21 protein-coding genes are annotated in these 24985 nt (G+C 41.9%); 7 read left to right on the forward strand and 14 right to left on the reverse strand.

The genetic code is table 11. The annotated features are described in order from the left end of the window. Nucleotides 1–104: 104 nt before the first annotated feature. From NSQ54_17900 to NSQ54_17920, 5 genes are all read right to left on the reverse strand, one after another. Nucleotides 105–1154: an AbrB family transcriptional regulator gene (locus NSQ54_17900; protein WYP26178.1), complete on the reverse strand. Its 1050-nt coding sequence runs from the start codon at nucleotides 1152–1154 to the stop codon at nucleotides 105–107. A 15-nt stretch (nucleotides 1155–1169) separates the two neighbouring features. Further along, on the reverse strand, nucleotides 1170–1835 hold the full coding sequence (locus NSQ54_17905; GenBank protein ID WYP26179.1) for a uracil-DNA glycosylase: 666 nt from the start codon (nucleotides 1833–1835) through the stop codon (nucleotides 1170–1172). Between the two features lie 107 nt (nucleotides 1836–1942). Next, nucleotides 1943–3304, reverse strand: a complete 1362-nt coding sequence (locus NSQ54_17910; protein ID WYP26180.1) for a YjiH family protein — start codon at nucleotides 3302–3304, stop codon at nucleotides 1943–1945. Nucleotides 3305–3435: 131 nt separating this feature from the next. Then, nucleotides 3436–5118: a methyl-accepting chemotaxis protein gene (locus tag NSQ54_17915; GenBank protein ID WYP26181.1), complete on the reverse strand. Its 1683-nt coding sequence runs from the start codon at nucleotides 5116–5118 to the stop codon at nucleotides 3436–3438. A 147-nt stretch (nucleotides 5119–5265) separates the two neighbouring features. Continuing rightward, entirely contained in the window at nucleotides 5266–7074 is a 1809-nt protein-coding gene (locus tag NSQ54_17920) for a methyl-accepting chemotaxis protein (protein WYP26182.1), read from the reverse strand. 213 nt (nucleotides 7075–7287) lie between these two features. Here NSQ54_17920 and pdxK point away from each other — a divergent pair, with 213 nt between their 5' ends. Beyond that, complete coding sequence (gene pdxK / locus NSQ54_17925) at nucleotides 7288–8100, forward strand: pyridoxine/pyridoxal/pyridoxamine kinase (GenBank protein WYP26183.1); 813 nt, start codon at nucleotides 7288–7290, stop codon at nucleotides 8098–8100. A gap of 73 nt (nucleotides 8101–8173) precedes the next feature. On the opposite strand, the gene NSQ54_17930 is transcribed toward pdxK, so the two are convergent. The 8 genes from NSQ54_17930 to NSQ54_17965 form a co-directional block, all read right to left on the reverse strand. Further along, nucleotides 8174–10582: a heavy metal translocating P-type ATPase gene (locus tag NSQ54_17930; protein ID WYP26184.1), complete on the reverse strand. Its 2409-nt coding sequence runs from the start codon at nucleotides 10580–10582 to the stop codon at nucleotides 8174–8176. A 52-nt stretch (nucleotides 10583–10634) separates the two neighbouring features. Beyond that, nucleotides 10635–10844: a copper chaperone CopZ gene (gene copZ, locus NSQ54_17935; protein ID WYP26185.1), complete on the reverse strand. Its 210-nt coding sequence runs from the start codon at nucleotides 10842–10844 to the stop codon at nucleotides 10635–10637. A 139-nt stretch (nucleotides 10845–10983) separates the two neighbouring features. Continuing rightward, a complete protein-coding gene (gene glnA / locus NSQ54_17940; protein ID WYP26186.1) occupies nucleotides 10984–12342 on the reverse strand; it encodes a type I glutamate--ammonia ligase in 1359 nt (452 codons plus the stop codon). Nucleotides 12343–12575: 233 nt separating this feature from the next. Continuing rightward, on the reverse strand, nucleotides 12576–13010 hold the full coding sequence (locus NSQ54_17945) for a DUF4064 domain-containing protein (GenBank protein WYP26187.1): 435 nt from the start codon (nucleotides 13008–13010) through the stop codon (nucleotides 12576–12578). A gap of 26 nt (nucleotides 13011–13036) precedes the next feature. Continuing rightward, nucleotides 13037–13468 (reverse strand): DUF4064 domain-containing protein, encoded by a 432-nt coding sequence (locus NSQ54_17950; protein ID WYP26188.1) that lies wholly within the window; start codon nucleotides 13466–13468, stop codon nucleotides 13037–13039. A 150-nt stretch (nucleotides 13469–13618) separates the two neighbouring features. Beyond that, the gene (locus tag NSQ54_17955; protein WYP26189.1) at nucleotides 13619–15142 is read right to left on the reverse strand and encodes a DEAD/DEAH box helicase; all 1524 of its coding nucleotides are present in this window, start codon (nucleotides 15140–15142) and stop codon (nucleotides 13619–13621) included. Nucleotides 15143–15496: 354 nt separating this feature from the next. After that, entirely contained in the window at nucleotides 15497–15976 is a 480-nt protein-coding gene (locus tag NSQ54_17960; protein WYP26190.1) for a thioredoxin family protein, read from the reverse strand. 4 nt (nucleotides 15977–15980) lie between these two features. Continuing rightward, the gene (locus NSQ54_17965) at nucleotides 15981–16400 is read right to left on the reverse strand and encodes a disulfide oxidoreductase (GenBank protein WYP26191.1); all 420 of its coding nucleotides are present in this window, start codon (nucleotides 16398–16400) and stop codon (nucleotides 15981–15983) included. A gap of 174 nt (nucleotides 16401–16574) precedes the next feature. Here NSQ54_17965 and NSQ54_17970 point away from each other — a divergent pair, with 174 nt between their 5' ends. Further along, nucleotides 16575–18113, forward strand: coding sequence for an FAD-dependent oxidoreductase (locus tag NSQ54_17970; GenBank protein WYP26192.1), 1539 nt, complete (start codon nucleotides 16575–16577; stop codon nucleotides 18111–18113). Between the two features lie 96 nt (nucleotides 18114–18209). Next, nucleotides 18210–18404 carry a YwbE family protein gene (locus tag NSQ54_17975; protein WYP26193.1) on the forward strand — a complete coding sequence of 65 codons (195 nt, stop codon included), beginning with the start codon at nucleotides 18210–18212 and terminating at the stop codon, nucleotides 18402–18404. A gap of 8 nt (nucleotides 18405–18412) precedes the next feature. Here the strand turns inward: NSQ54_17975 and NSQ54_17980 are convergent, their stop codons facing one another. After that, a complete protein-coding gene (locus tag NSQ54_17980) occupies nucleotides 18413–19390 on the reverse strand; it encodes a LacI family DNA-binding transcriptional regulator (protein WYP26194.1) in 978 nt (325 codons plus the stop codon). 143 nt (nucleotides 19391–19533) lie between these two features. Between NSQ54_17980 and NSQ54_17985 the strand changes: the two genes are divergently transcribed. The 4 genes from NSQ54_17985 to NSQ54_18000 are packed head-to-tail and all read left to right on the forward strand — an operon-like array spanning nucleotide 19534 to nucleotide 24793. Next, complete coding sequence (locus tag NSQ54_17985) at nucleotides 19534–20541, forward strand: TRAP transporter substrate-binding protein (GenBank protein ID WYP26195.1); 1008 nt, start codon at nucleotides 19534–19536, stop codon at nucleotides 20539–20541. Beyond that, complete coding sequence (locus NSQ54_17990; protein WYP26196.1) at nucleotides 20538–21050, forward strand: TRAP transporter small permease; 513 nt, start codon at nucleotides 20538–20540, stop codon at nucleotides 21048–21050. The genes NSQ54_17985 and NSQ54_17990 overlap by 4 nt, the downstream gene beginning before the upstream one ends. Before the next feature lie 28 nt (nucleotides 21051–21078). Beyond that, on the forward strand, nucleotides 21079–22377 hold the full coding sequence (locus tag NSQ54_17995; protein ID WYP26197.1) for a TRAP transporter large permease: 1299 nt from the start codon (nucleotides 21079–21081) through the stop codon (nucleotides 22375–22377). Between the two features lie 25 nt (nucleotides 22378–22402). Further along, the gene (locus NSQ54_18000; protein WYP26198.1) at nucleotides 22403–24793 is read left to right on the forward strand and encodes a glycoside hydrolase family 31 protein; all 2391 of its coding nucleotides are present in this window, start codon (nucleotides 22403–22405) and stop codon (nucleotides 24791–24793) included. The last annotated feature ends 192 nt before the right edge of the window (nucleotides 24794–24985 follow it).

Raw genomic sequence — 24985 nt, forward strand, 5'->3', positions numbered from 1 at the left:
GTGAAGGTATCGATTTTCTTACTAAACAATTCATTCCTCTTGCTTAGGCCCCTCGGCTCTTGATTATTTTCCATAAGTCCTTGCTACTCACCAGCTTCTTCTTGCTAATGAACCTCACTACTCGCTTCGGGCTTCTTCGCGAACCATTTGATTAAAAATGGCAAAGCGGCGAATAGGCAGAGTACGCGGAGCATTTGTAGTGTGGCAACAAGGGTTGAGTCTAGATTTAGTGAGAGTGCAGTTGCTGCCATTTCTGCAGCTCCGGCTGGCACGATGCCTAAGAGTGATTCGTTAAAGGACGTGGTCGTTAGGGCGAAAAATAAGCCTGCCAGTACAATGCTTGCACCAAAGTAAATGGTTAGAGCTAGTGCACTTACTTTACCTATTCTCTTCAACTCGCGTGCGGTCTCACGGTCAAAACGAGCACCTAATATGGCTCCCATTAAGCCTTGTGCCACTCCTGGAATGACCGAGGGCATGGATATGTCAGGTAAGATGAACGTGTGAGCGACAAAGCCGAGCCCGATGCTGACAAAAACGATGGCCCCCGGAAATGGAATTCGCGCTCCGACCCATGTGGATGCTAAAGCAACTACAAGAACACAAAGCAGGACGGAAGCAAAGCTTAAACCGGAAATAGTGTTAGGTGGTTGGGCGAAGATCTGTTTTTCTACATCCGTTAATAATCCTGCAAAAAAGGGGATCGCAAGCACAAACAGCGTAATTCGCGTTGTATGGAAGGCAGCGACAATGCGCTGGTCTGCTCCGTATTCATCACTTATGGCAATGACTTCTGATGCACCACCGGGCAAGCAACAAAAGAACGCTGTATTTTTATCAAGACCAGACCACTTATGAAAATAGCGGCCTAGTACTACACCAAACATGATCGTGAGTAAGATGGATAGGAGTAATGGCAGAATGAGTTGTTTGTAGGTGACAAATCGTTCGAGAATAACGGTAAATCCGATGTTGGTTCCAATAATGGCGATAATATATGAGAAATAGTGCTTTGAAAAGGTGATTTTGGCTCCTGCTAGTGACCAGATGATACCACATACTAAAGCTCCAAGTAACCAGCCTGCGGGGACAGATAGGGCATTAAAGATGCCCCCGACCAGGATAGCTACTACGATGTAAATTCCTTTTAACATGATGCCCCCTCCCTTCTACAGCTCCCAGTCAATTGGCTGTTTGCCTTGGTCTTTTAACCATAGATTGATTTTGGAGAAGGGCTGGCTTCCAAAGAAACCTCGTCGGGCTGAGAAAGGACTTGGATGAGGTGAAGTGAGGATGTAATGCTTGGGGTCCTTTATTCTCTCCCCTTTTACTTGTGCGTGTTTCCCCCAAAGGACAAAACAGACTGGTTCCTCTCTCTGATCTAATGCATCAATGACGGCATCGGTAAATTGTTCCCATCCATGTCCTTTGTGAGAGGCAGGCTCTCCACGTCGAACGGTCAAAACGTTGTTCAACATCAGCACGCCTTGTTCTGCCCATGAGGTTAAGGTTCCATGGGGTGGTGGCTCAATAGCTAGGTCACTTTGAAGCTCTTTGTAGATATTTTTTAAGGATGGTGGAATGGGGACTTCTGGTTTGACAGAGAAGCTTAGCCCATGCGCCTGGTTTGGACCATGATAAGGATCTTGTCCGATTATGACTACTTTTACATCTGGGAAATCGGTTAGATGCAGGGCGTTAAAGATTTCATCCATCGGCGGGTAAATGGTCTGTGTTTGATATTCTTCTTTTAGGAATTCTCGTAATTGATGATAATAGTCTTTTTCAAATTCGGATGCGACTTGTTCTTGCCAACCGTTCTGTAGGATCTTCATGTTGTGCTGCACCTCTTTTTCTACTCTTTCTTTTATTGTATCACGAGAATGAAAGCATCAAAAAACGCAGCAGACATCATGCGATATCTGCTGCGTTTGGTTTGTTTTTAAAAGAATAAATGTGCCATTAAAACAATGACTGGTAAGGTAACGATGGTACGAACAAGGAAAATTAAAACCAAGTCCAAAAAGTTTACTGGTAGCTTTGATGCTAAAAGTAAGCCACCCGTTTCAGAAAGATAAATTAATTGTGTAACAGACAAACAAGCAATAATAAAACGTGTCATTTCACTTTCAATTCCACCTGCAAGTAGCGCTGGTAGCAGCATGTCTGCAAAACCGATAACCATTGTTTGTCCTGCAGCTGCGGCTTCAGGAACCTGCATCCACTGAAGGACAGGAACAAAAGGTGCGCCTAGCCATGTGAAGACCGGAGTGAGTTCTGCAACAATGAGTGCTAGTGTCCCAACGGCCATAACGACTGGGATTACACCTAACCACATATCCAATACATTTTGAAAGCCACTTTTTGCATGCTCAGACAACTTTGGTGTACGATCAGCAACACCCATCGCACGGTTGAATCCGACAGCAAACAGGTTTGTTCCCTTAGGAAATACTTCATCCTCAGATTCACTACCATCAATATACGTATCAGCTTTACGTGATAATGGTGGAATACGTGGAGTGATAATTGCGGCTGCTAGACCAGCAACAACAATCGTTAGATAGTACTGCCAAAACATGTGCGATAGATTGACGTATTCTAAAATCACAATTGTAAACGTGATTGATACGACAGAGAATGTAGTTGATACAATCGCCGCTTCTCGTTTTGTATAATGCCCTTGCTCATACTGTTGGTTACTTAATAGAACACCAACGGTACCATCACCCATCCAGGAAGCTAGGCAATCCACTGACGAACGACCAGGTAAACGGAATAACGGACGCATTAATTTGTTTAAAAGTGCACCAAGCATTTCAAGTAATCCAAAGTTTAAAAGCAATGGCAACAATAGACCCGCAAAGAAAAAGACTGCAAACAAAACTGGAAGTAAGTCACCGAATACGACCATTCCTGTATTTTCACTCCATACAGCTTCTGGTCCAAATTCGAAGTATGTCATGACTCCAAAGATAGCTCCTAATATACGAATAACAAACCAAAACGGTCCGACAACAAACAATCTCTTCAGGAAATCATTTTCCGTAAATGTTTTTGGCTTTAAAAGCGAAACATAAATCGTCATGATCACAGAGATTAATAACACAGCCAAAACAATGGTAGACATCGCTGCGCCTAACACGTCTGAAAGAAGACCTGCCATATAGGCTACAGGAAGTGTAATCTCTCCATCACTATTTTCAAGCGGAATCATGAATAAGAAGATCCCGAGCAAAGAAGGAATGAGGAAGATCAATAGATTACGTATCGAAAAGTAATTCTTTGAATCCAATGAATTCATATATATAAACCCCTTATCGTATAATAGCGGTGAACTGTTAGGTTTTCTACCTACGTTTCTAACGTCCCTCAATAATTATACATACAAATTAATATTTAGCCAGTCTTTTTGCTAAAAAAATTCGTTCAAAGTTATGGTAATTTAAAAATGGATAGCTCTTCCTCAAGCCCTTTTGTCTTTTCAGCAAGATCATAGGCCAGATCCTTTATATCTTGAGTGGAAGATAATTGTTTTTCAGTTTGTCTCGTTGCATCCTCTGTACGTCGAACATGTTCACGTGAGGCATCACTTACGTCCTGGATGTGGCGATGTAGATCTCGAATATCAGAGGATATCGAACGAGTGGAATCAGATACCCCTTCCATTTCTGTATACACTTTTTGAACCGATGCACTAATCTTTTTAAATGATTGAACCACTTGATTCATACGTGAGGTGCCTTCAATCACTTCCGCTCTTCCAATTGAAATCTCTTTAACCGCTTGATCTGTTTCCTCTTGAATGGTGTGAACCATTGCGCTTATTTGTTTTGCTGCTTCCTTTGATTTGATTGATAGCTTTTGCACTTCTGAAGCAACTACGGCAAAGCCCTGCCCATGACTCCCTGCTCTAGCTGCTTCAATGGAAGCATTCAAAGCGAGAAGCTGCGTTTGCTCAGAGACTTCAGTCAGAACGGCAACCATCTGATTAATTCTTCCGGTATTCTTGTGAAGACGCTCCATCACATTGGCTGTTTGAAAAACGGTTTGTTCAATTTTAGCGGTTTGGTGCATAGCTTCAGCAATTTGCTTTTGACCCTCTTTGGCTTGTTGATCCATGTGGTGTGAGGTGTCTGTTGCCGAGGTTGTTGCTCGGTCAATTGTCGCCACCGTTCTTTTCATACCTTCCGCTTTCTCTAAGCTTTGGATTGTTAACACAGAGTTGGACTCAGACATAGCTGCTAGTGTTTGTAGATAGGAGGTCATCGTATGTGCGGAATGTTCAGTCTCATCTGAGCTATTTGAAAGGTTATTGGCCGCTACGGTCACTGTTTTGCCGAGGGCCGTTGTTGTTCCAATCACGTTCTTTAATGCCTCTCTCATCTGATTAAATGCCGTTGTGACCACACCAATCTCGTCAGATGAAATCTTCGTTACTTCACTCCCCCTGAGATCTCCAGCTGCTATGAGGTTCGCAACACTTGCCAGTCTTCGGAGCGGAGTTGATATCATATTAGATACCTTAAAAAACAACCAGACAAACAGAAGGATCATTACACATGCGAGAATAAGAGTGATCCACTGCAGTCTCTCTCCAAACGCCACAATGCTCTCCATACTTTGATCAATACTTGCTCGTTCTTCTGCTGCTAGTTTTTGAAAGGTAGCAACCATTTCTTCAGCTATTGGAGTCGAACGTTCATTCATATTCCTTGCTGCAAGGTCAAACTCACCATCAGCCATCAACCCAAACACCTGAAAGTTTAGGACATCTTCCCACTCCTGCGCTTGAGTAATTGCCTCGATGAATGATTCTTCGTGTGTATTTTGTAAAATTTGTTCCTCAAGCTGATGATTACCCTCACTTACCTCCTTAAACTCATTTCTATACGTTTCGTCATCAAATAGAAGATATCCTCTCGATAAAGCCAAACGATCGGCGATGTTATACGTCATTTGTTCTTTTGCTGAAAGTAAAGGTAGCTGATTGGTTCGAATGTCTTCAATCTTTTGATTGGCTTGGTATGTATTCCAGCTACTATATACTGCAAATGTCATAAACAGCCCGGTAATGAGCATGAAGACCGCTAGTAATTTCCCTCGTACACTTTTCATCCAATCTTCCCCTTTCATTATTAATACCCACTATAAGCATAGGTAATTAGACCCTGTTGATCTAGTTGCTCATTGTTAAGAATTAGTAAAGGTCACGTAAAGACATCAAAAAACCTGAGGCAAATACACGCTCCTCAGGTTTTTTGGTTATGAAGTTTTTCGATTCAGAAGTTCATCGGCTTCTTCGTCTTTTTCGTCTTCCACTTCTATCTCATCATCAAGCTGATCTTCTTCTTCCTCTGGACCACGCTGCTGTTTAAATGATGAAGTGTTTGATAGGTTAAATGTTGAAATCTCTTCTAGTAAGCTGTTTGCAAGCTCCGTTAGAACCTCAGCTGAGGAGGCCACTTCCTGCATAGCTGCTAACTGTTCTTCTGTAGATGCTGCAGCTTCCTCCGTACTTTCAAGGTTTTCTTTAGCCTGTATATCAATCGTTGTCATATATTCATTTAATTTCATTGTTTGCTGAGCAATACCTTGAGTGGCTGACGATACCGCCATCATTTGGCTATTAACTTCATTAATAGATTCAGATATGTGTTCAAATGAAGTACCTACTTCGTCCATTAATTGTGTTCCTTGCGAGACTTCCTCTGTACCTTTTTGCATTTCTGTTGTCGCTGTTTTGGCGTCTCGCTGGATCGCATGAATCATCTGCTCAATTTGACTAGCTGAGTTTTTAGATTCTTCAGCGAGCTTTCGTACTTCATCAGCTACTACGGCAAATCCTTTTCCGTGCTCTCCAGCTCTTGCCGCTTCAATGGCTGCATTTAAAGCTAGCAGGTTTGTTTGTTCAGATATAGAGGTGATTAACTCTAAAATATCACCAATTTCTTTTGATCTTCTATCTAATTCTCCCATGACTTTAGCCGACTTTTCCACTGTGAGCTGAATATCTTTGATTTGGCCGACCGCTTGTACAATGAGCTCTCTTCCGGATGTGGAACGCTCTTCCATTTTCATAGATGCTTCAATGGCCGTTGCAGTAGCAAACGTAATTTGTTCCACACTTTCCGTCATTGCACTTGCTGCCTGAAGGCTGTTTCTTGAAGTCTCGGAATTTGATTCAGCGGAGCTATTAAGCGCTTGAACCGTACTAGCTATTTGATTGGTTGCAGCTGATGTTTCTTCAGAGCTTGCAGATAACTGTTCTGCTGTAGCAGCTACATTTTCCGACATACTTGCCGTCGTCCCTATTAGACCACGTAATGAGTCCCTCATTTTATTAAAAGATTGCGCCAAAGTTGCAAATTCATCCTTCGTTTTGACTGTGATTGGCTCACCTGTTAAGTCACCTACGCTAATTGAATCTGCCTCTTTCACCAGCTGTTTAAGTGGAGAGGAGATCGTTGAAGAAATACGCAAAGCAAGAACGATCATGGTCACCGTTAAAGCGACCGCAATGATTAACACTATGAGTTGGAGCTGTTCTCCGGCACGCTGCGTTTCATTGATACTTGCAGCCATAGCGTTACGTTCATTCTCTGACATTTCTTGAAACTGATTCGTTAAATTTCTAGCAATTGGTGTTGAACGCAGATTCATCATTGATTCTGCTAGATCCGCATTCCCATTCTGATACATCGGGAAGACTTCTCCGGTCAGTACACCTTCCCACGCATGAGTGTAGGTTAACGTATCAACGAGTGATTCATCGTCTCCTGCCAGGTTCATCAGCTGTTCTTCAATAACAGCCGCTTCTTCACTTAGCTCATCAAACTGTTCGAGATATTCATCATAACCGAAAAGAAGGTAGCCTCTTGAAGCTGCCAGCCGCTCCGTAATGTTGAAAGCCATTTGTTCTTTAGCAAGTAATAGTGGGAACTCTTCTTCTCCCATGTTGTGTAACCTTTCGTTTGATACATAAAGTGTACTCACACTGTAGATAGAGAAAGCTAAAAACAATACGATAATAATTGAAAAAATCCGTAAAAGCCTACCTTTAACACTTTTCAACGATCTCACACTCCCTAACATCATTAGCCTATTTATAAAACGTTTACACCTTTTAATCATATCGGCTAAAAGTCCTACGTTTTTGAGCTTTTTATCCTTATTTTTTCAATTATAATGGGAGTGTGAAGAATTAATTGTCCAGTTCCTTTTCATTCATGGTTGTACTTTAGTATAATGAAGGTAGTTCTATAGGATAAGGGGAGTTTACGCGATATGAAACGGTATAAAGCATTAACCATTGCCGGCTCTGATACAAGTGGCGGAGCAGGAATTCAAGCTGATCTTAAAACATTTCAGGAACTAGGTGTTTATGGGATGAATGCACTGACAACCATCGTTGCTCAAAACCCGCATTCAGGCTGGGCTCATGAAGTCTTCCCAATTGACCCTGCTGTCACTGAAAAACAAATAGAAACAGTTCTAGCAGGTATTGGTATTGATGCAGCTAAGACAGGTATGCTTGGTTCAATTAAGATTATTGAGCTAGTTGCTAAAAAGGTAGAGCAGTACAACATTACAAACTTAGTAGTGGATCCAGTAATGGTATGCAAAGGTGCAGATGAGGCCTTGAACCCTGAAACGGATTCGTGCTTACGTGAGGTACTTGTTCCAAAAGCCTTTGTGGTGACTCCTAATTTATTTGAAGCATCACAGCTTACAGGAAACGGACCGATTACAACCGTTGATCAAATGAAGGAAGCTGCTGCTGCGATTTATGAGCTGGGTGCTAAAAATGTTGTCATCAAAGGCGGAAGCAAGCTAGATCACTCAGGCGCAGTTGACGTATTTTATGATGGAAATGAAATGCAGCTGCTTGAATCAGATGAAATTAGTACAACCTATACGCATGGGGCAGGCTGTACATTTGCTGCAGCAATTACGGCTGAGCTTGCAAAAGGGGCATCTGTTCAAGAAGCCGTTTATAAAGCTAAAGGGTTTATTACAGCTGCCATCAAACATGGTGTAGAGCTGAATCAATATGTAGGGTCTGTGAGCCACGGGGCATTTAACGGAACATACACTTGATGAAACGTATGAAAAACACCTCCGATCTCCTTTTAAAAGGATGATCGGAGGTGTTTCTTTATGGTTTATATTGTTATAGCTTTATTCGTTGCAGACGTAAGGCATTTAATACAACAGACACCGAGCTAAAAGCCATAGCGGCTCCTGCAAGCCACGGCGCTAGGAACCCTGCTGCTGCAATAGGAATGCCTACACTGTTATACGCTAAAGCCCAGAATAAGTTTTGGCGAATATTACGGATAGTACCTTTGCTAACAACAATGGTATCGGCTACACGCTGCAGATCTCCTCGGACAAATGTGATATCTGCCGCTTCCATTGCAACATCTGTCCCTGTTCCAATGGCGATTCCCGTATCTGCAGTTGCTAAGGCCGGTGCATCATTTATCCCATCACCAACCATCACTACTTTTTTTCCTTGCTTTTGTAGTTGCTTCACAGCATCGGCTTTTTCCTCGGGCAATACTTCAGCAATTACCTGATCAATACCCGCCTCGTTTGCAATGGCTGTGGCCGTCTGTTTGTTGTCGCCTGTAACCATGTAGACATCAAGACCCATCTCTTTTAATCTGCGAATGGCCGCAGTCGATGTATCCTTTATTGTATCAGCAACAGCAAGCACACCAGCAAGGGTACCATCTATGGCCACCAGCATCGCTGTTTTCCCAGCTGCTTCAAGTGAATTCATCAAATCCATCGTCTCACTCGTTTGCACATGATACTGATCCATTAATCTGCGAGTACCTATTAGAACGTTGCGACCAGACACTTCCGCTTCCACACCAAATCCAGTAATTGCTTTGAAGTGGTTTACCTTAAGGAGTGTGAGCCCTCGTTCCTCAGCCCCTGTTACAATGGCTGTAGCTAACGGGTGCTCCGAATGAGTTTCAACAGAGGCCGCGAGTTGCAGAAGATGATCCTCTGATTCATCTCCAAACGAGTCAACATCTGTTAGTTTAGGTAAACCATTTGTGATGGTTCCTGTCTTATCAAGAAGGATGGTATCAGCAAGGTAAGCTGTCTCCAGCTGCTCTCCTCCTCTAAATAGAATGCCATATTCTGCCGCTCTACCCGATCCCGCCATAATGGACGTAGGCGTAGCGAGTCCAAGCGCACACGGGCACGCGATAACAAGAACGGAGATAAACACTTCCAGAGCCGTACCAAATTCTCCAGGCCTGTAGGCAACGTACCAGATTAAGAATGTAAATATAGCAATCGCTACAACAATTGGAACAAATACGCCTGAAATTCGGTCAGCCATTCGCTGAATTGGTGCTTTGGATGTTTGCGCTTGCTCAACAATCTGGACGATTTGAGACAAGACGGTTTCTTTGCCGACTTGCTCTGCCTTCACTTGAAGCGATCCATTCGAATTAAGAGTTGAGCCTAATACTTTTTCTCCTATTCCCTTATCAACCGGAACACTTTCTCCCGTCAACATGGACTCATCAATCGCAGCATGTCCCTCGGTAATGGTGCCGTCTACAGGGATCTTTTCACCAGGCTTCACAGAAATAAGATCGCCTACATTGACCTCCTGCAACGGAACAATCATTTCAACGCCATCCCTTTGCACACGCGCTGTTTTCGCTTGTAGCCCTAAGAGTTTTTTAATCGCATCTGAGGAGCGTCCCTTTGCTTTTGCCTCAAATAACTTCCCCAATATAATCAATGTAATTAAAACGGCACTTGTCTCAAAGTAAAGGTCGACCATGTGATGATTCGAACCGATCGATTGAAAGGCTAGATAGACACTATAAAAATATGCCGCCGATGTTCCCATCGCGACTAGGACATCCATGTTTGCACTCCCACTTCGTAAAGCTTTATACGCACCTTTGTAAAAGGGATAGCCAATCACAAATTGAACAGGAGTAGCTAATACAAGCTGAAACCACGGGTTCATAAATAAGTCAGGTAACCAAATAATTGAAGTCCAAGTAAAGTGACTCACCATCGCCCATAAAAGCGGGAATGATAGTACTGCAGACACCCAGAACCGGGTCGCTTGTTTTTTAATCTCTTGTTGTTTATGATCTGGGGCGTCCGCGTCATCTTCTTTTTGCTTTAATGTAAATCCAAGCTTTTGAATAGCCTGCTGCATGTCAGGTATAGAGATTTGTCCAGACTGATATCGAACGGTAGCCGTCTCCATAGCAAGATTAACTGTGGCCGTATTTATTCCTTCAAGACGTGACAACCGCTTCTCAATTCGAGTTGAACATGCCGCGCATGACATGCCAATGACCTCAAATTCTGCTGTTTCTTCTACAGCCTCATATCCTAAGGAGTGGAGTTTTTGAAAGAGATCATTTGGCTCAACCTTTGAATCATCGTAAGATACGTGAGCTACCTCCAGGGTACTATTTACCTGTACCTCTTCCACGCCATCCATTCTCTTTAATCCTTTTTCAATCCGATTGGCACATGCAGCACAGGTCATCCCCGACACTTGAATGGTTAGATTTTTTTGGTGCATTCCGCCACCCCTTTATAAAAAAAGAGCCGCATGTATGACGACTCCATTGTTTTTACTTTGTTACATCGTATCCCTGGTCTTCAATTGTTTCAATAATTTTGGTAAGAGGCGCTTTCGCTTGATCAAATTCCACATCGACCAACGCATCCGATAAATGAACGGTTACAGAAGATACGCCATCAAGTTGTCCTACATTTTCCTCTACAGCCTTTACACAGTGGTTACAAGACATACCTTGTACGTGGAGTGTTTGAGTTTCCATTTAAGTTCCTCCTCATCGTTGATTACTGCTAGTTTACTATACCCTATGGGGGTAATCAAGCGTTCTGCACAAAAAAAGCTAATGATTCTATTTCAGAATCATTAGCCTCTTGTTTCATTATTAAATATTCATTTAGCAATTAGAATTTTGACTGGTACGTAGAGATTTCCCAATCATGAACAGTCATGCGGAACTCATCCCACTCGCCTCGCTTAAGTTCGAGATACTCGTTAAATGCGTGCTCACCCAACGTTTTTTGACCAATACTACCCGTTTCAAAACGATCAAGTGCTTGCTCAAGGCTTGATGGAAGATTATCAATACCACGGTCTTCGAGTTCTGCAGGTGTCATGCTAAAGATATCCGCATCAACAGAAGCAGGAGCTGCTAGCTCACGATCGATACCATCCAAACCAGCAGATGCAATGACAGCAAAAGCAAGGTAAGGGTTAGCAGACGGATCTGGACAACGGATTTCAACGCGTGTTCCTGCTCCACGAGTAGCTGGAATACGGATTAACGCTGAACGGTTTGAAGCTGACCAAGCGATATAACATGGTGCTTCATATCCAGGAACTAAACGCTTGTAAGAGTTAACAAGTGGATTAGTTACCGCAACAAAGTCTTTTACATTATCAATCAAGCCAGCAATAAAGCTGTACGCTGTTGATGAAAGACCTAGCTTATTTGTATCATCATAGAATGAATTTTCTTGCTTTTCATCGTCGAAAAGAGAAATATTTACGTGCATTCCGTTACCGTTTGCTCCAGCAACTGGTTTCGGCATGAATGTTGCATGCAATCCGAATTGCTTAGCAACGGTTTTTACTACCCATTTGTATGTTGTCGCTGCATCAGCTGAAGCTAGAGCATCGGCATATTTAAAGTTAATTTCATGTTGACCTTCTGCAACCTCATGGTGAGAAGCTTCAATCGTGAATCCAAGCATTTTCAACGCTTTATAGATCGCAAGGCGAACTTTTTCTCCGTCATCCTTAGGAGACGGCTCAAAGTAACCACCCACGTCTTGTGTGCGTTGAGTGGGCAAACCATACTCATCCGTTTCAAATAAGAAGAATTCAAGTTCAGGTCCAACACTGATAGAGAAACCTTTATCTTTTGCTCTCTTCACTGTCTTTTTTAATACGTTACGAGGATCTCCCTCAAAATCGGACCCGTCAGGCTTTTTTACACTACATAGGAAGCGTGCTTCAGAATATCCTTCCTCCTCTGTCCAAGGTAAGACAGCAAAAGTTGTGATATCCGGTACTAGATACAAGTCAGATTGGTTGATAGGTGTGAATCCTGTGATTGAAGACCCATCAAACATTGTTTGTCCGTTCACTGCTTGATCAAGTTGTCTCGCTGTAATGGTTACGTGTTTTAATGTACCTTCTAAGTCAACAAACTGCATGTGTAAAAGTTCTACACTTTTCTTCTCAATTGTTTCCTTGATTGTTTCCAAGATGCTTTCTCTAGTTGGTGCATTTACCGACATCCCCACACACTTCCTTTTCATGTAATCTTTTATAACACATTCTTGTTATCTTTTACTTTATGATCGAAAAGCCTTCAATGCAATTGATATGTCAGATTATCTTACAAGGAAATCTTTTGGTAAAATCCAGCAAACACTTGCTATACCAGCGAGTAAGCGCTTTATCAGTCTAATTTAAACTTTCTAAATATTCCTTAGAAAGGGAATCCGCAAGCGAATTCCCTTTAAAGTGTTTATACCGTTTCATAAGGTTCTGTCGTTGTCGGAGCTTTACGTACTAATGCCATAATTCCAGCAATGACATAAAGAATCGCAGGAATGATTGAAGCTATACCAACTACCCCACCTACAATAAAGAGGATTCCAGAGAGTTTGGTTTTTTTCTTAACAAAGATCGTTGCAATAATTCCGAGGATCCCTGCAATGACCCAAGAAATCGTCACTGCTACTGTAAATGACCCTAAAGCCCCAAAAATCTCTGTGGCAGCTTCCATTTCTGCATCACTAATTGCAGGATCGTTCTGTAATTCTTGGGCAAAATCTTCTTGGAACTGATTGTTAAATTCATCGCTCCCAAATACAGTACTAAAAGAAAAGCCTATAAGGATTCCAATTAATAAAAGAACACTACCGATAATCCCCATAACTAATTCGCCTGTTCGTTTCATCTTCTCACTCCTATTATTTAATAAATTTAATATACGATCGGACTCTCTTCCTTTGGTTTACGTACAAATGCCAAAATTCCCGCTATAAAGAATAAGATTGCTGGAATAAAAATCAAGTACCAAATAGCTATGAGACTTATAATAGCTGCTAACACCCACATGATTCCTGATACAATCGGCATCTTTTTTACAAACACTGTCGCTAAAATTCCTAAGATCACTGAAACTAGAAGAGCCATTACAATAATCCATCCAGTTGAGACAAAGAAATTCACCAGTTCATCCGCCCCTATATCAGCACCCGTTGGATTGATTTCCGGATCCTGTAGCATTTCCTCTAATTGAGCTTGGCCCTCGGGCGAAGAAATAACAAATGTGGTTAAAGTGAAAAGGATGAATCCTATTCCCATCATAATGCTTCCAATAATACCCAATACTCGTTCTGCTGTTCTTTTCACGACTTGCTCCTTTCTGTACTTTTATGTACACATCATTTCCATTGTATTACATCACGTAATTATTCGTAAACGATTAAGAGTAGAATGAGTACCTATTCGATTATGAAAAAAGCCTCTTCAGGAACAAAGTCCTAAAGAGGCGATTCAACCTTACTTATTATATGCGTGTTTCTTTGGCTTACGGCTTTGACCTTGGCTCGAGCTATTGCTATTGCTTCCACCACGATATTCGCGACGACCGCCACTTCCACCACGGTTGTCACCACCACGACCACCTTGACGACGACGATCATCTTGACGGTAACGTGATCTTCCACCACTACCGCCACCATCGCGACGAGGTTTTTTCGAACGAAGTGGTGCTTCATCTGTTAGACGAACAGGTGTAGCATCTGGTTCTTTTGTTAATAGTTTTAATGCTGCAGACAATGCAGTTGTAGCATCTGTATCTTTTAATAGCTCTTCAGCTGCCTCGCGGTAAGACTCTGAGCTATTTTCAACTTCAGTTAATGCACGTAATTGCTCAAGTGCAAGCTTTTGTTGACCTTCGATTGCTTGTTGAAGAGTTGGGGCACTGTGGCGAACCATTTTCTTCTTAGACAAACGCTCGATTGCTTTGATGTGGTCTCTTTCACGTGGTGTACCAAACGTAACAGCGATACCTGAACGTCCTGCACGACCTGTACGACCAATACGGTGTACGTAGCTTTCAGGATCTTGTGGAAGATCAAAGTTGTATACATGAGATACTCCACTGATATCTAAACCACGAGCAGCTACATCTGTAGCAACAAGAACATCAATTAGTCCTGTTTTAAATTTACGAAGAACGCTATCACGCTTCGCTTGGTTTAAGTCACCGTGAATTCCTTCTGCACGGTATCCACGTTTAATTAACGCTTCAGACAATTCGTCTACACGACGTTTTGTACGTCCGAACACAATGGCAAGCTCTGGAACTTGAATGTCAATTAGACGAGTTAGGGCATCAAACTTATCACGCTCATACAATTCAATGTATTGCTGTTCGATGTTTTCCATCGTTACTTCTTTTGATTTCACTGCAATAACTTCAGGGGAATCCATGAAAGTAGTAGCTAGCTTTTCAATACGCTTAGGCATTGTAGCTGAGAATAAAAGTGTTTGACGTTCAGATGGTGTTTCTTTCAAGATGGTCTCAATATCTTCAATGAATCCCATGTTTAGCATTTCATCTGCTTCATCAAGTACAACTGTGTCAACTTGATCAAGAAGAATCGTTTTGCGGCGCATATGGTCCATTAGACGACCTGGTGTCGCTACGACAATGTGAGGGTTTTGTTTTAAGTCACGAATTTGCTTACGCATATCTTGACCACCGTAAACGGTAACTGTACGTACACCTTTTTTACGGCCAAACTTGATTAGCGATTCAGCTACTTGGTTAGCAAGTTCTCTTGTTGGAGCAATAACTAGCCCTTGAACTTCACGCTTCTCCGTATTAATTCTTTCTACTAGAGGAACACCAAATGCTCCTGTTTTACCAGTTCCTGTTTGTGCTTGACCAATAATATCTTTTCCAAGTAATGCTGTTGGAATCGTTGCTTCTTGGATTGGTGTAGCCTGGTCAAATCCCATACCTGTAACTGCCTGAACAACTTGCTCGCTCAGATTAAAATCATAAAATGTTGCCAAATGACAAATCTCCTTTTGGGCACCCTTCCGATGGTGACACGTTAGTCAGCCTTTCATCTCTACTTAGAGACGCGTAATCTATAACGCAGAAAGACCATACCCCTTAACAACCTGGATATGGTCGTCTGCCTGAATATATGTGTCGCCTACATCCTAAGGCGCTTGTAGTTTTTTTTCCATACATAATCATATCACGGGTGTTTAGTTAAATCAATGGCACTTCAAGATTAGAAGAGCCAATTTACCTCATGTAAATGCATTCATTTCTAGCATAGCCTAAAGAAAAAAGAAATATTCGGGTTGTTCAAAAAAGCCGAATGCCTACTCTCTGAGGCACCCGACATGTAAAAATGATTATTCAGATGGGAACGTCGTTAAAAATTGTTCAAATACTTCATTTTCAGCCGCACCGACTAGCCGTTGTTCTTCTACCCCATCCTTAAAGTGTACTAAAGTTGGTGTTGATTGAATGTTGTAGTCATCCCATCCTTGCTCGAATTCGCGTAGGTTGTATTGAGGAATATCCTCACCCAATTCGTCTGCAATTTCATTCAGTCTTGGCGTAGCTTCACGACAATGCGGGCATTCTGACGCATAGAAATAAACCGTAAACGTTTCTTCATTATTTAAGCGCTCTTCAAGCTCATCCGGCAGAATCGCGTTTTGATAGTTCGGATCATCTACAATTTCCATTGTTGCAGGCAATAGCTCGTCTTTACCGAACTGATTTTCACCTACAGATTCCATCTTTTGCTTATTAGCTGTCACTGTTAATATGGCGAGCAAGGCAAATATCACAACGATAATGCCTCCAAAAATTGCGATCTTTTTCATTTCATCAACTCCTAGATTTCTTTAAAATGGTCACACTTGTGACAAGAATGATTAAAAATGCAGTTCCCGCAAGAAATGGGATCGTAACAAAGCCAAACCAATTAATATATTCTCCTGTACATGGAACTCGTCCACATCCCGGACCAGATCCAACTGTATCAGGTAGCTTTTGAAGGGTGTAATGATAAATCGAAATACATAACCCTATACCGGATAAGACGGCTGCATAAATAGCTGAACTTGCTTCTTTTCGAATCACACCAATCAATAGGATAATGACTAATGGATACATTAAGATGCGCTGGTACCAGCATAACGTACATGGTTCAAAATGACGAATCTCCGAAAAATACAATGAACCCAAAGTAGCTATAAAGGATGTTCCCCATGCAAATAACATCAGATTCTCAACAGCTTTTTTCATCTCGTACCCTCTCACCTAATTCATATTAAAATCACTCTTAACAATTTATCAATTTCCAATGAACTTGTCACTACATTTGTTACAAGTTTAACAAAAATGAAATGATTCTTTATACATGTTTTTGTCACATTTAGCCAAACTATCCCTAGACATGACAATAGGAGGCTACTAGAAATGAGCGACTTACCTAAACAACCGCTTGAAAACACTTATTGGCGAAAAGACGTTACAATACCTGAATTCCCATCCTTATCAGAGAGTATAACTGTCGATGTCGCCATTATTGGTGGAGGGATCTCAGGGTTAACAACCGCATACTTGTTAAGCAAAGAAGGTAAGAAAGTGGCTCTTCTTGAAGCCGATCGACTTTGCGAAGGAACAACCGGTCATACAACGGCTAAAATAACCGCACAGCACGGAGCCATTTACGATGAATTTGTGAATCACCTTGGTATAAGTGGGGCAAAAACCTATTATGAAGCAAATCAGCGTGCCGTTGAGTTTGTTCGTACTCTTGTAAAGGAAAACGACATCCCATGTCAATTTGATATGGAGGATGCTTATCTTTACGCAACTACAGATCAAGGAGTAGAAAAGCTCCGCAAGGAAAAAGAAGCCTATGAGGCACTTGATATTCCTCATGAATGGCTTGAGTCCATTCCTTTAAACATTCCGGTAAAAGCAGCGCTTGTTATGAAGGAGCAGGCACAGTTTCATCCCTTAAAGTATATGGCTTTTTTAGCAAATGAAATCGTTAAAAATGGTGGAAAAATCTTTGAACATACGATTGCGCTTGATGTGAATCATGACGCAAAACCGACAATTTTAACGAAAAATGGCTTTCCCGTCACCGCGTCTTCCATTGTTGCTGCCTCTCACTTCCCTTTTATTGATAAAGGAGGATTGTATTTCACACGGATGAAAGCAGACCGGTCGTACATTGTATCTGGTGTCACAAAAGAGGAATGGCCAGGTGGGATGTATTTACATGTAGACCGTCCAAGTCGTTCGATACGAGCCTGTACAAACGAGGAAGGTGAAACAACGATCCTGATCGGCGGAGAGCATCATAAAGCCGGACAAGGTGGAGATACGAGACCTTATTACGAGGCGCTTGAATCGTATGCAAAAACCCACTTCGATTCCTTTGATCTCACATACGAGTGGTCAGCACAGGATTTGCAGACTTTGGATAAAGTCCCTTATGTCGGTCGCCTGTCACCGGTTCACACGGATCTATTTGTTGCCACAGGGTACCGGAAATGGGGTATGACAGGGGGCACAAATGCCGCCATCATCCTCGCGAACGTCATTGCTCATGGTTCTGATAAGTATGAAGAGATCTTTTTACCGAGTCGTGTTCATGCGGACCCGAGTATTCGTCACTTCTTAAAGGAGAATTTGAATGTTGCAGCAGAGCTTATAAAAGGAAAAGTGAGCCCAGACGAGCAAAGCATTGAGAGCTTAAGAAACGGTGAAGGGGCTGCCGTTCACTACAAGGGACAAAAAGCTGGTGCATGCAGAACGAGTGATGGTGAGCTTTATATTGTAGACACTACCTGTACACATATTGGATGTGAAGTTGGTTGGAACAAGGCCGATCAGACATGGGATTGCCCTTGTCACGGGTCTCGGTTCTCTCACTCAGGAGATGTGATTGAAGGTCCAGCTAAAAAGCCACTTACCCTCCTCTCATCTAAAAAATCCTCATAATTTAACCCGCTAGCTAGTGATCCATATCATAGCTAGCCTTTTTCATGTAAAATAACATGTAGTTTTATAATTTATACTGATAAGGAGTGGCCATATATGGATGGTAAAAAACGAGCAAACATTCAAGCCGGCTTACGTGTTGAAATTGTTCTTAAACAAGACCAACGCACAGGCAAACGAACAGAAGGAGTGGTGAAGGACATTCTAACAAACTCACCCTCCCACCCGCACGGCATAAAAGTCCGCTTAGCAGATGGACAAGTTGGAAGAGTACAAGCGATTCTAGGTTAATCGGTTTACTAGCGAACTTTTTCGGAGGATCGTCTCACAACAAGCTCTGGTACGAGTTCACACCCGCTTTGCTTCTGTTCCGGATTCTCTATTAATTGAACAAGTTCGTCTACCAAGGTTTTTGCCAGTCGTTCAACGGGAACACCGACTGCAGAGATTGGAACGTCTGTTTCTTCGAATTGCGGGATATTGTCATAGGAAATAAGAGATACGTCGTCTGGGACCTTAAGTCCAGATTGATGCAACGCTCGATAGGTTCCTATGGCAATATCATAACTTGAGCAAATCATCGCATCTGGTATCGGCTGTTCTTTAAGATACTTCTTCACTTCCCTCAACGCGTCTCCTACATCCAACCCATTTGTTTGAATAAACAACGGCTCCATCGAGTTCTTTTCCATTGCTCGTGCGAACCCTTCTTCTTTCGCCTGTTGTCTCCGGCCTGAACCTCCAATCACACCAACATAGGCAATGGATTGATTTTGGCAGCGTACAAGTTCCTGAACAGCAAGCTCCATAGCCAATTCATGTTTAACTCCAATCGTTGGAAATTGATTAACACTTGGCACGCCATATGATAGTAACGGGACATCGAGTGTTTTTGGAAGCTGGTCTTGAGGAAGATCCTCCTCAAACAACAACATCCCGTCTACTCTCATTTTTGAGAAAAGGTCAATTGAATCTAATGCATCATTAATTGATAGCAGCATTTGTTTATGTTGTTTTTTCATTTGTACGTTTACCTGACTAGCAAGCTCCGATAATGCTAAGCGGTTAATTTCCGGCCAGACAAGACCAATCGTGTTTGTCCGCTTAGTTACAAGATGTTTCGCTGAATAATTCGGAGTGTATCCTAACTCATCTGCCTTTTCTAAAATAAACTGTTTAGTGTCTGGTTTTACTAAAGGGCTATCATTCAATGCTTTTGAAACAGTTGAATAACTAACATTGGTTGCTTTTGCTATATCTTTTATCGTTATTTTCATCTGTTCAATCCGCCTTTTTTCAACAAGTTCTCTCCCCATTCTATTAAATTCACGAAAAAATAACAACGTTTTCATTGATTTTGATAACGCTTTCTCTTATGCTGATAACAACGTTGTTATTTGACTTAGGAGGAGAAAGTGACATGAAAAGCCGTACTGTACTTTTTGTTGTAAGCGCTCTACCTGTTTTACTAACAGCTTGTTCAAGCCCTGTAGCGCAGTCCACGGATACAACTGTATTACGTCTGGCTCACAATATGAACCAATCGCATCCTATCCATCAATCACTAACTCACTTTGCAGAAATTGCTGAGGAGAAAAGTAATGGATCATTGGTTTTTGAGTTCTATCCAAATGAACAGCTTGGATCAGAACGTGAAGCGATTGAATTAACTCAAACCGGCGCAGTTGACGTAACCAAGGTAAGTGCTACTGCACTTGAGTCCTTTTCACCCGTATATGCGCTTTTCAGTATCCCTTATTTGTTTGAAGATCAAGATCATTACTATGAAGTGATGGAAAGTGAAATTGCGACTGATATTTATGACTCTACATCAGAAAACGGATTTTTCGGATTAACATTCTATGATTCTGGTGTCAGAAACATGTATACCGTGAATCAACCGATCAAAGAGCCTGAGGATTTGGCTGGCCTTAAAATACGTGTTCAGCCTAGTGAAACAGCGATTCAGATGACGAGATTAATGGGTGGAGCCCCTACTCCAATGGGCTTTGGAGAAGTGTACACAGCTCTTCAACAAGGAGTGATTGACGGAACTGAGAATAACGAAACCGCATTAATTTCAACAAACCATGGAGAAGTTGCTAAGGAATACTCGTATACAGAGCACGCCATTGTCCCTGATCTTCTCATCTTTAGTAAAAACCGTTGGGATAGTTTTACAGAAGAAGAACAACACATCCTAAGAGAAGCTGCTGTTGAATCCTCTCAGTTTCATAAAGAGCTTTGGGCCGAGGAGATTAACACATCGATTGAAGCCGCAAAAGAACTAGGTGTTACTTTTCACGAGGATGTAAATAAAGATGCATTTCGTGAATTAGTTGAACCCATGCACGAACAGGTTCGTAATAATCCAGATCTGACTTCTTTTTATGACAGGATTCAAAAAATGAGTGGAGGAAGTGAATGAACATGATTAATTCTATCAATAAAGTTCTTGGTAAAGTCATCATCTTCCTATCCTCAACCATGTTTGGGGTCATGGTACTCGTAGCTGTATGGCAGGTTGTCAGTCGCTACCTTTTAAATTCACCTAGTACATTCTCAGAAGAATTCCTACGCTATTCACTCATTTGGGTCACGATGATCGGGGGAGCCTATGCCTTCCATATAAAGAAACACATTGCGATTGAAATGTTTGTTGAACGATTTTCTACAGGAATTCAGAAACGTATTCGGCAGTTTGCTCTCGTTTTTCTAGTCCTCTTTGCACTTGTTGTGATGGTGTATGGCGGGATTCAAATTGTTTCACTAACGATGACGCAACAAACGGTTTCCCTTGGTATACCCATGGGCTATGTGTATCTATCACTACCAGTCTCTGGAGTGCTCATTACATGGTTCACGTTAGTAGAACTTATAACCGGTTCTAACGGTGCAAGACATGAGAGTATCGAAGAAGATTTGTCCATTCACTAACAATACATATTAGATAAGGATGATCAACATGGCTCTTCTAGCAGGCATTAGTCTAGTGGTTGTGTTTATACTACTACTTCTTATTGGTGTTCCCATTGCGATTAGTATTGCAGGGGCATCCATTGTCACGATGTTTTTGATTGCACCATTTGATGTGGCTATCTTCACATCAGCACAAAAACTAGTGACTGGAATTGATAGTTTTACATTACTTGCGGTTCCGTTCTTTTTGCTCACTGGTATTATCATGAACCAGGGCGGAATTGCCCTTCGGTTGGTTAACGTTGCAAAGCTACTTACTGGTAAACTTCCAGGTTCGCTTGCTCAAACAAATATTGTCGGTAATATGCTGTTTGGCTCCATTGCTGGTTCATCTGTTGCCTCAGCCGCTGCAATTGGAAAGGTCATGAATCCCTTACAAGCGAAAGAAGGATATGATCGCAAATTCTCAGCTGCAGTAAATATTGCTTCTGCTCCTGTGGGATTAATCATACCCCCTACCGGTTTATTTATTATCTATTCTTTAGTCAGCGGAGGCACATCTATTGCAGCCCTATTCCTAGCTGGATATCTACCAGGCATACTATGGGGCCTTGCTATCATGCTCGTCGCCTTTATTATCGCCAAGAAAAAAGGCTACATCGCTTCAGCAGCAACAAAAGTTGATTCTCCGTTAAAAGTCATTTGGGATGCGATTCCAAGTTTGTTTCTGATCTTCATTATCATTGGAGGTATCATTGCGGGGATTTTCACAGCGACTGAAGCCTCGGCTATCTCCATTGTTTACTCACTCATTCTTTCTTTTATCTATAAAGGAATTACGATTAAACAATTACCAGGCATTTTTAGAGAAGCTGTTGAGCTTACGGTTGTCATTATGTTTTTGATCGGTACTTCTGCCATGTTGTCTCTTGTCATGGCTTTCACAGGCATTCCGGATGCATTAAGTTCATCTATTTTAACGTTAACTGAGAATCCAATTCTCATCTTGTTGTTAATCAATCTCATTCTATTACTGATTGGTACAGTGATGGACGTAACGCCAGCTATTTTAATTTTCACACCGATTTTCTTACCGGTTGTAACAGAATTCGGAATGGATCCAGTCCATTTTGGTGTCATTCTTATCTTTAACTTATGTATCGGTAACATTACTCCACCAAGTGGTAGCGCATTGTTTGTTGGAAGTACGGTTGGTCGTGTCAAAATTGAAGAAGTTGTTCGACCACTTGTACCATTTTATATTGCCGTCATTTGTGTATTAATGATTGTGACAATGATTCCTGCGATCAGCACATGGTTACCTGAGCTTTTCGGTTTAATGTAACATTTACTAAAAGGAGAGAATTCATATGAATATTCAGCACGCTTACCAGTTTGCCCTAAAAGAGAAAAATGAGGCTTATGTAACGTTTTACAATGAAGAATCCCAATTGTTTGCCCATATTTATGTGCTAGAGCAAGACCTGTTCCGAGTGCTTTTTGAGAAACAAGAAGGACTTGAGCTTCCTACTACATGGAGTATTGCTCCTGGTGAATCCGATGTCGAGCTTACCGGGCGCCCTCGTAAAGCAACGGCTGGGTTTTCATGCCCAACCTATTCGTTCCATGAAACGGAATCAACTTTTGAAGTGAGCACTGAAACGTTAAAAGCCACTATAGAAAAGGAAGGCTTTAAAATTACATGGTCAAGAAAAGATGCTGATCAATGGATTGTTTTTGCGGAGGATCGAGAAACTCAGGCGTATAACTATAATGGGGAGCTTGGGTCCACCATTAAACATTATTTACGCAGAGAGATTACAGAGCAATACTTCGGACTAGGCGAGCGTACCGGTTCCCTAAATCGTCATCATGGTCGGTTCCGGAATATTACGATTGACGCAATGGGGTACGATGCCCAGTTCTCCGATCCCTTGTACAAGCATATTCCGTTTTACGTTACACGTAATCCAAAAACCGGCTTCTCATATGGATTGTTTTACGATAATCTTGCGCCGGGATACTTTGATTTAGGTCGAGAACTTGATAATTATCACTCCTTGTATCGTTACTTTGAAGCCGAAAGTGGCGACTTGGATTACTACATGCTCGCTGGTCCAACGGTACGTGACGTTGTCCAAACCTACACTTGGATGACAGGTATAACCGCGATGCCTCCTAAATGGAGCCTTGGCTATTCTGGTTCAACAATGAGTTATACCGATGCACCGAATGCCCAGGAGCAGTTGCAGCAGTTCATTAAACACTGCGAGGAACACGACATTCTATGTGACTCTTTTCAGCTTTCATCCGGCTACACATCCATTGATGACAAGCGCTATGTGTTTCATTGGAATAAAGAAAAGTTCCCAGATGCCAAAAAACTTGCTGCAGACTTTAAAGCCAAAGGGCTAAGACTTGCGGCAAATATTAAACCCGCATTCCTACGAAGTCATCCAAAGTATGATGAACTAGAAAAACAACAATTCTTCATTCAAAATGAGCACGGTGAAACAGAACTCGCTCAGTTCTGGGATGGTGGTGGAGCGTATCTTGATTTCACAAATCCTGATGCATTTAACTGGTGGAAGGATCAAGTAAAGGAACAATTGCTTTCTTATGGCATTGAGTCCACCTGGAATGATAACAATGAATACGAAATTTGGAATCATGGTGCCAGCGTCCACGGTTTTGGCGACCGACAAGACTTCCAAACAATCCGAGCCGTGTTCCCGCTTCTCATGATGAAGGCTTCGTTTGAAGCACAGGAGGAGCATGATAGTAATCAGCGTCCATTCCTCATCTCTCGATCAGGCGCACCAGGAATGCAACGATATGTTCAGACATGGACTGGAGATAACCGGACAGAATGGAAAACCATTCGCTATAATATTAAAACAGGTCTCGGTTTAACCTTGTCCGGCATCCATAACATTGGTCATGACGTAGGTGGCTTCGCTGGCCCGAAACCTGATGAAGAGCTATTTGTACGCTGGGTTCAAAACGGCGTCTTCCACCCACGATTTACGATTCATTCATGGAATGAGGACGAGACTGTTAATGAACCGTGGATGTATAAAGAAGCTACACCTGCGATCAGAAAATTGATTCAGTTACGATCCATGCTAACACCTTACTGGTACACAGCTTTTTATCAGTCTCACACTGAGCATGAGCCTATCATGAAACCAACCTTCCTAGATTTTGAGGACGACCAAAAGACTTGGGAAGAAAATGATGATTTCTTAGTAGGACCTTCTTTACTTGTTGCATCTGTTGTCGAGCCCGGTGTAACAGAGAGAAGAGTCTACGCACCAGATCATATAGGTGGATGGTTTGACTTCTATCGCGGAACACATGTAGAAGGTGGTACGTACGCAACATTACCTGCACCTCTTGACGAAACGCCTTTACTTGTTAAAGCTGGAGCTATTATTCCGATTAATGAGGCTCCACGGACATTTAAGGAGAAGGATAAAGATGAACGTGCCTTCTTCTTATATCCATCTAAAGAGAATACGCAAGTTCGTTACACTCTTTACGAGGATGACGGGGTTTCACGTCATGTAAAAGAGTCTCATGCAACAGTTACAGTGACAATGGAAACAACGGACGAGTCTATATTAATAACGACTGACGTTGCTGAAACGGGCTACAGCCTACCTTATACAAAAGCAAGCTTCAACGTCAAAACAGGTGATACGCGTGAGCTTTACGTAAATGGTCAGTTAATTAAAAACAACGAACAAGTATCGATTTAAGCTGTTATCAATTGAGTCCGGGGATCATCCTCGGACTTTTTTCTCATAAACTTTTCAATTTGTGCAACCTTTCTCTGGCTACTCCGTATATTCAGACATAAGACCTACACATTAGACATTTCTATATAAAGGAAGGAGTGATACTATGGAAAGGGATGGAATTATATCTCTTTCATTTTACTGGGACATCGT

The sequence above is a fragment of the Alkalihalobacillus sp. FSL W8-0930 genome (assembly GCA_037965595.1).
Lineage (GTDB): Bacteria > Bacillota > Bacilli > Bacillales > Bacillaceae_D > Alkalicoccobacillus.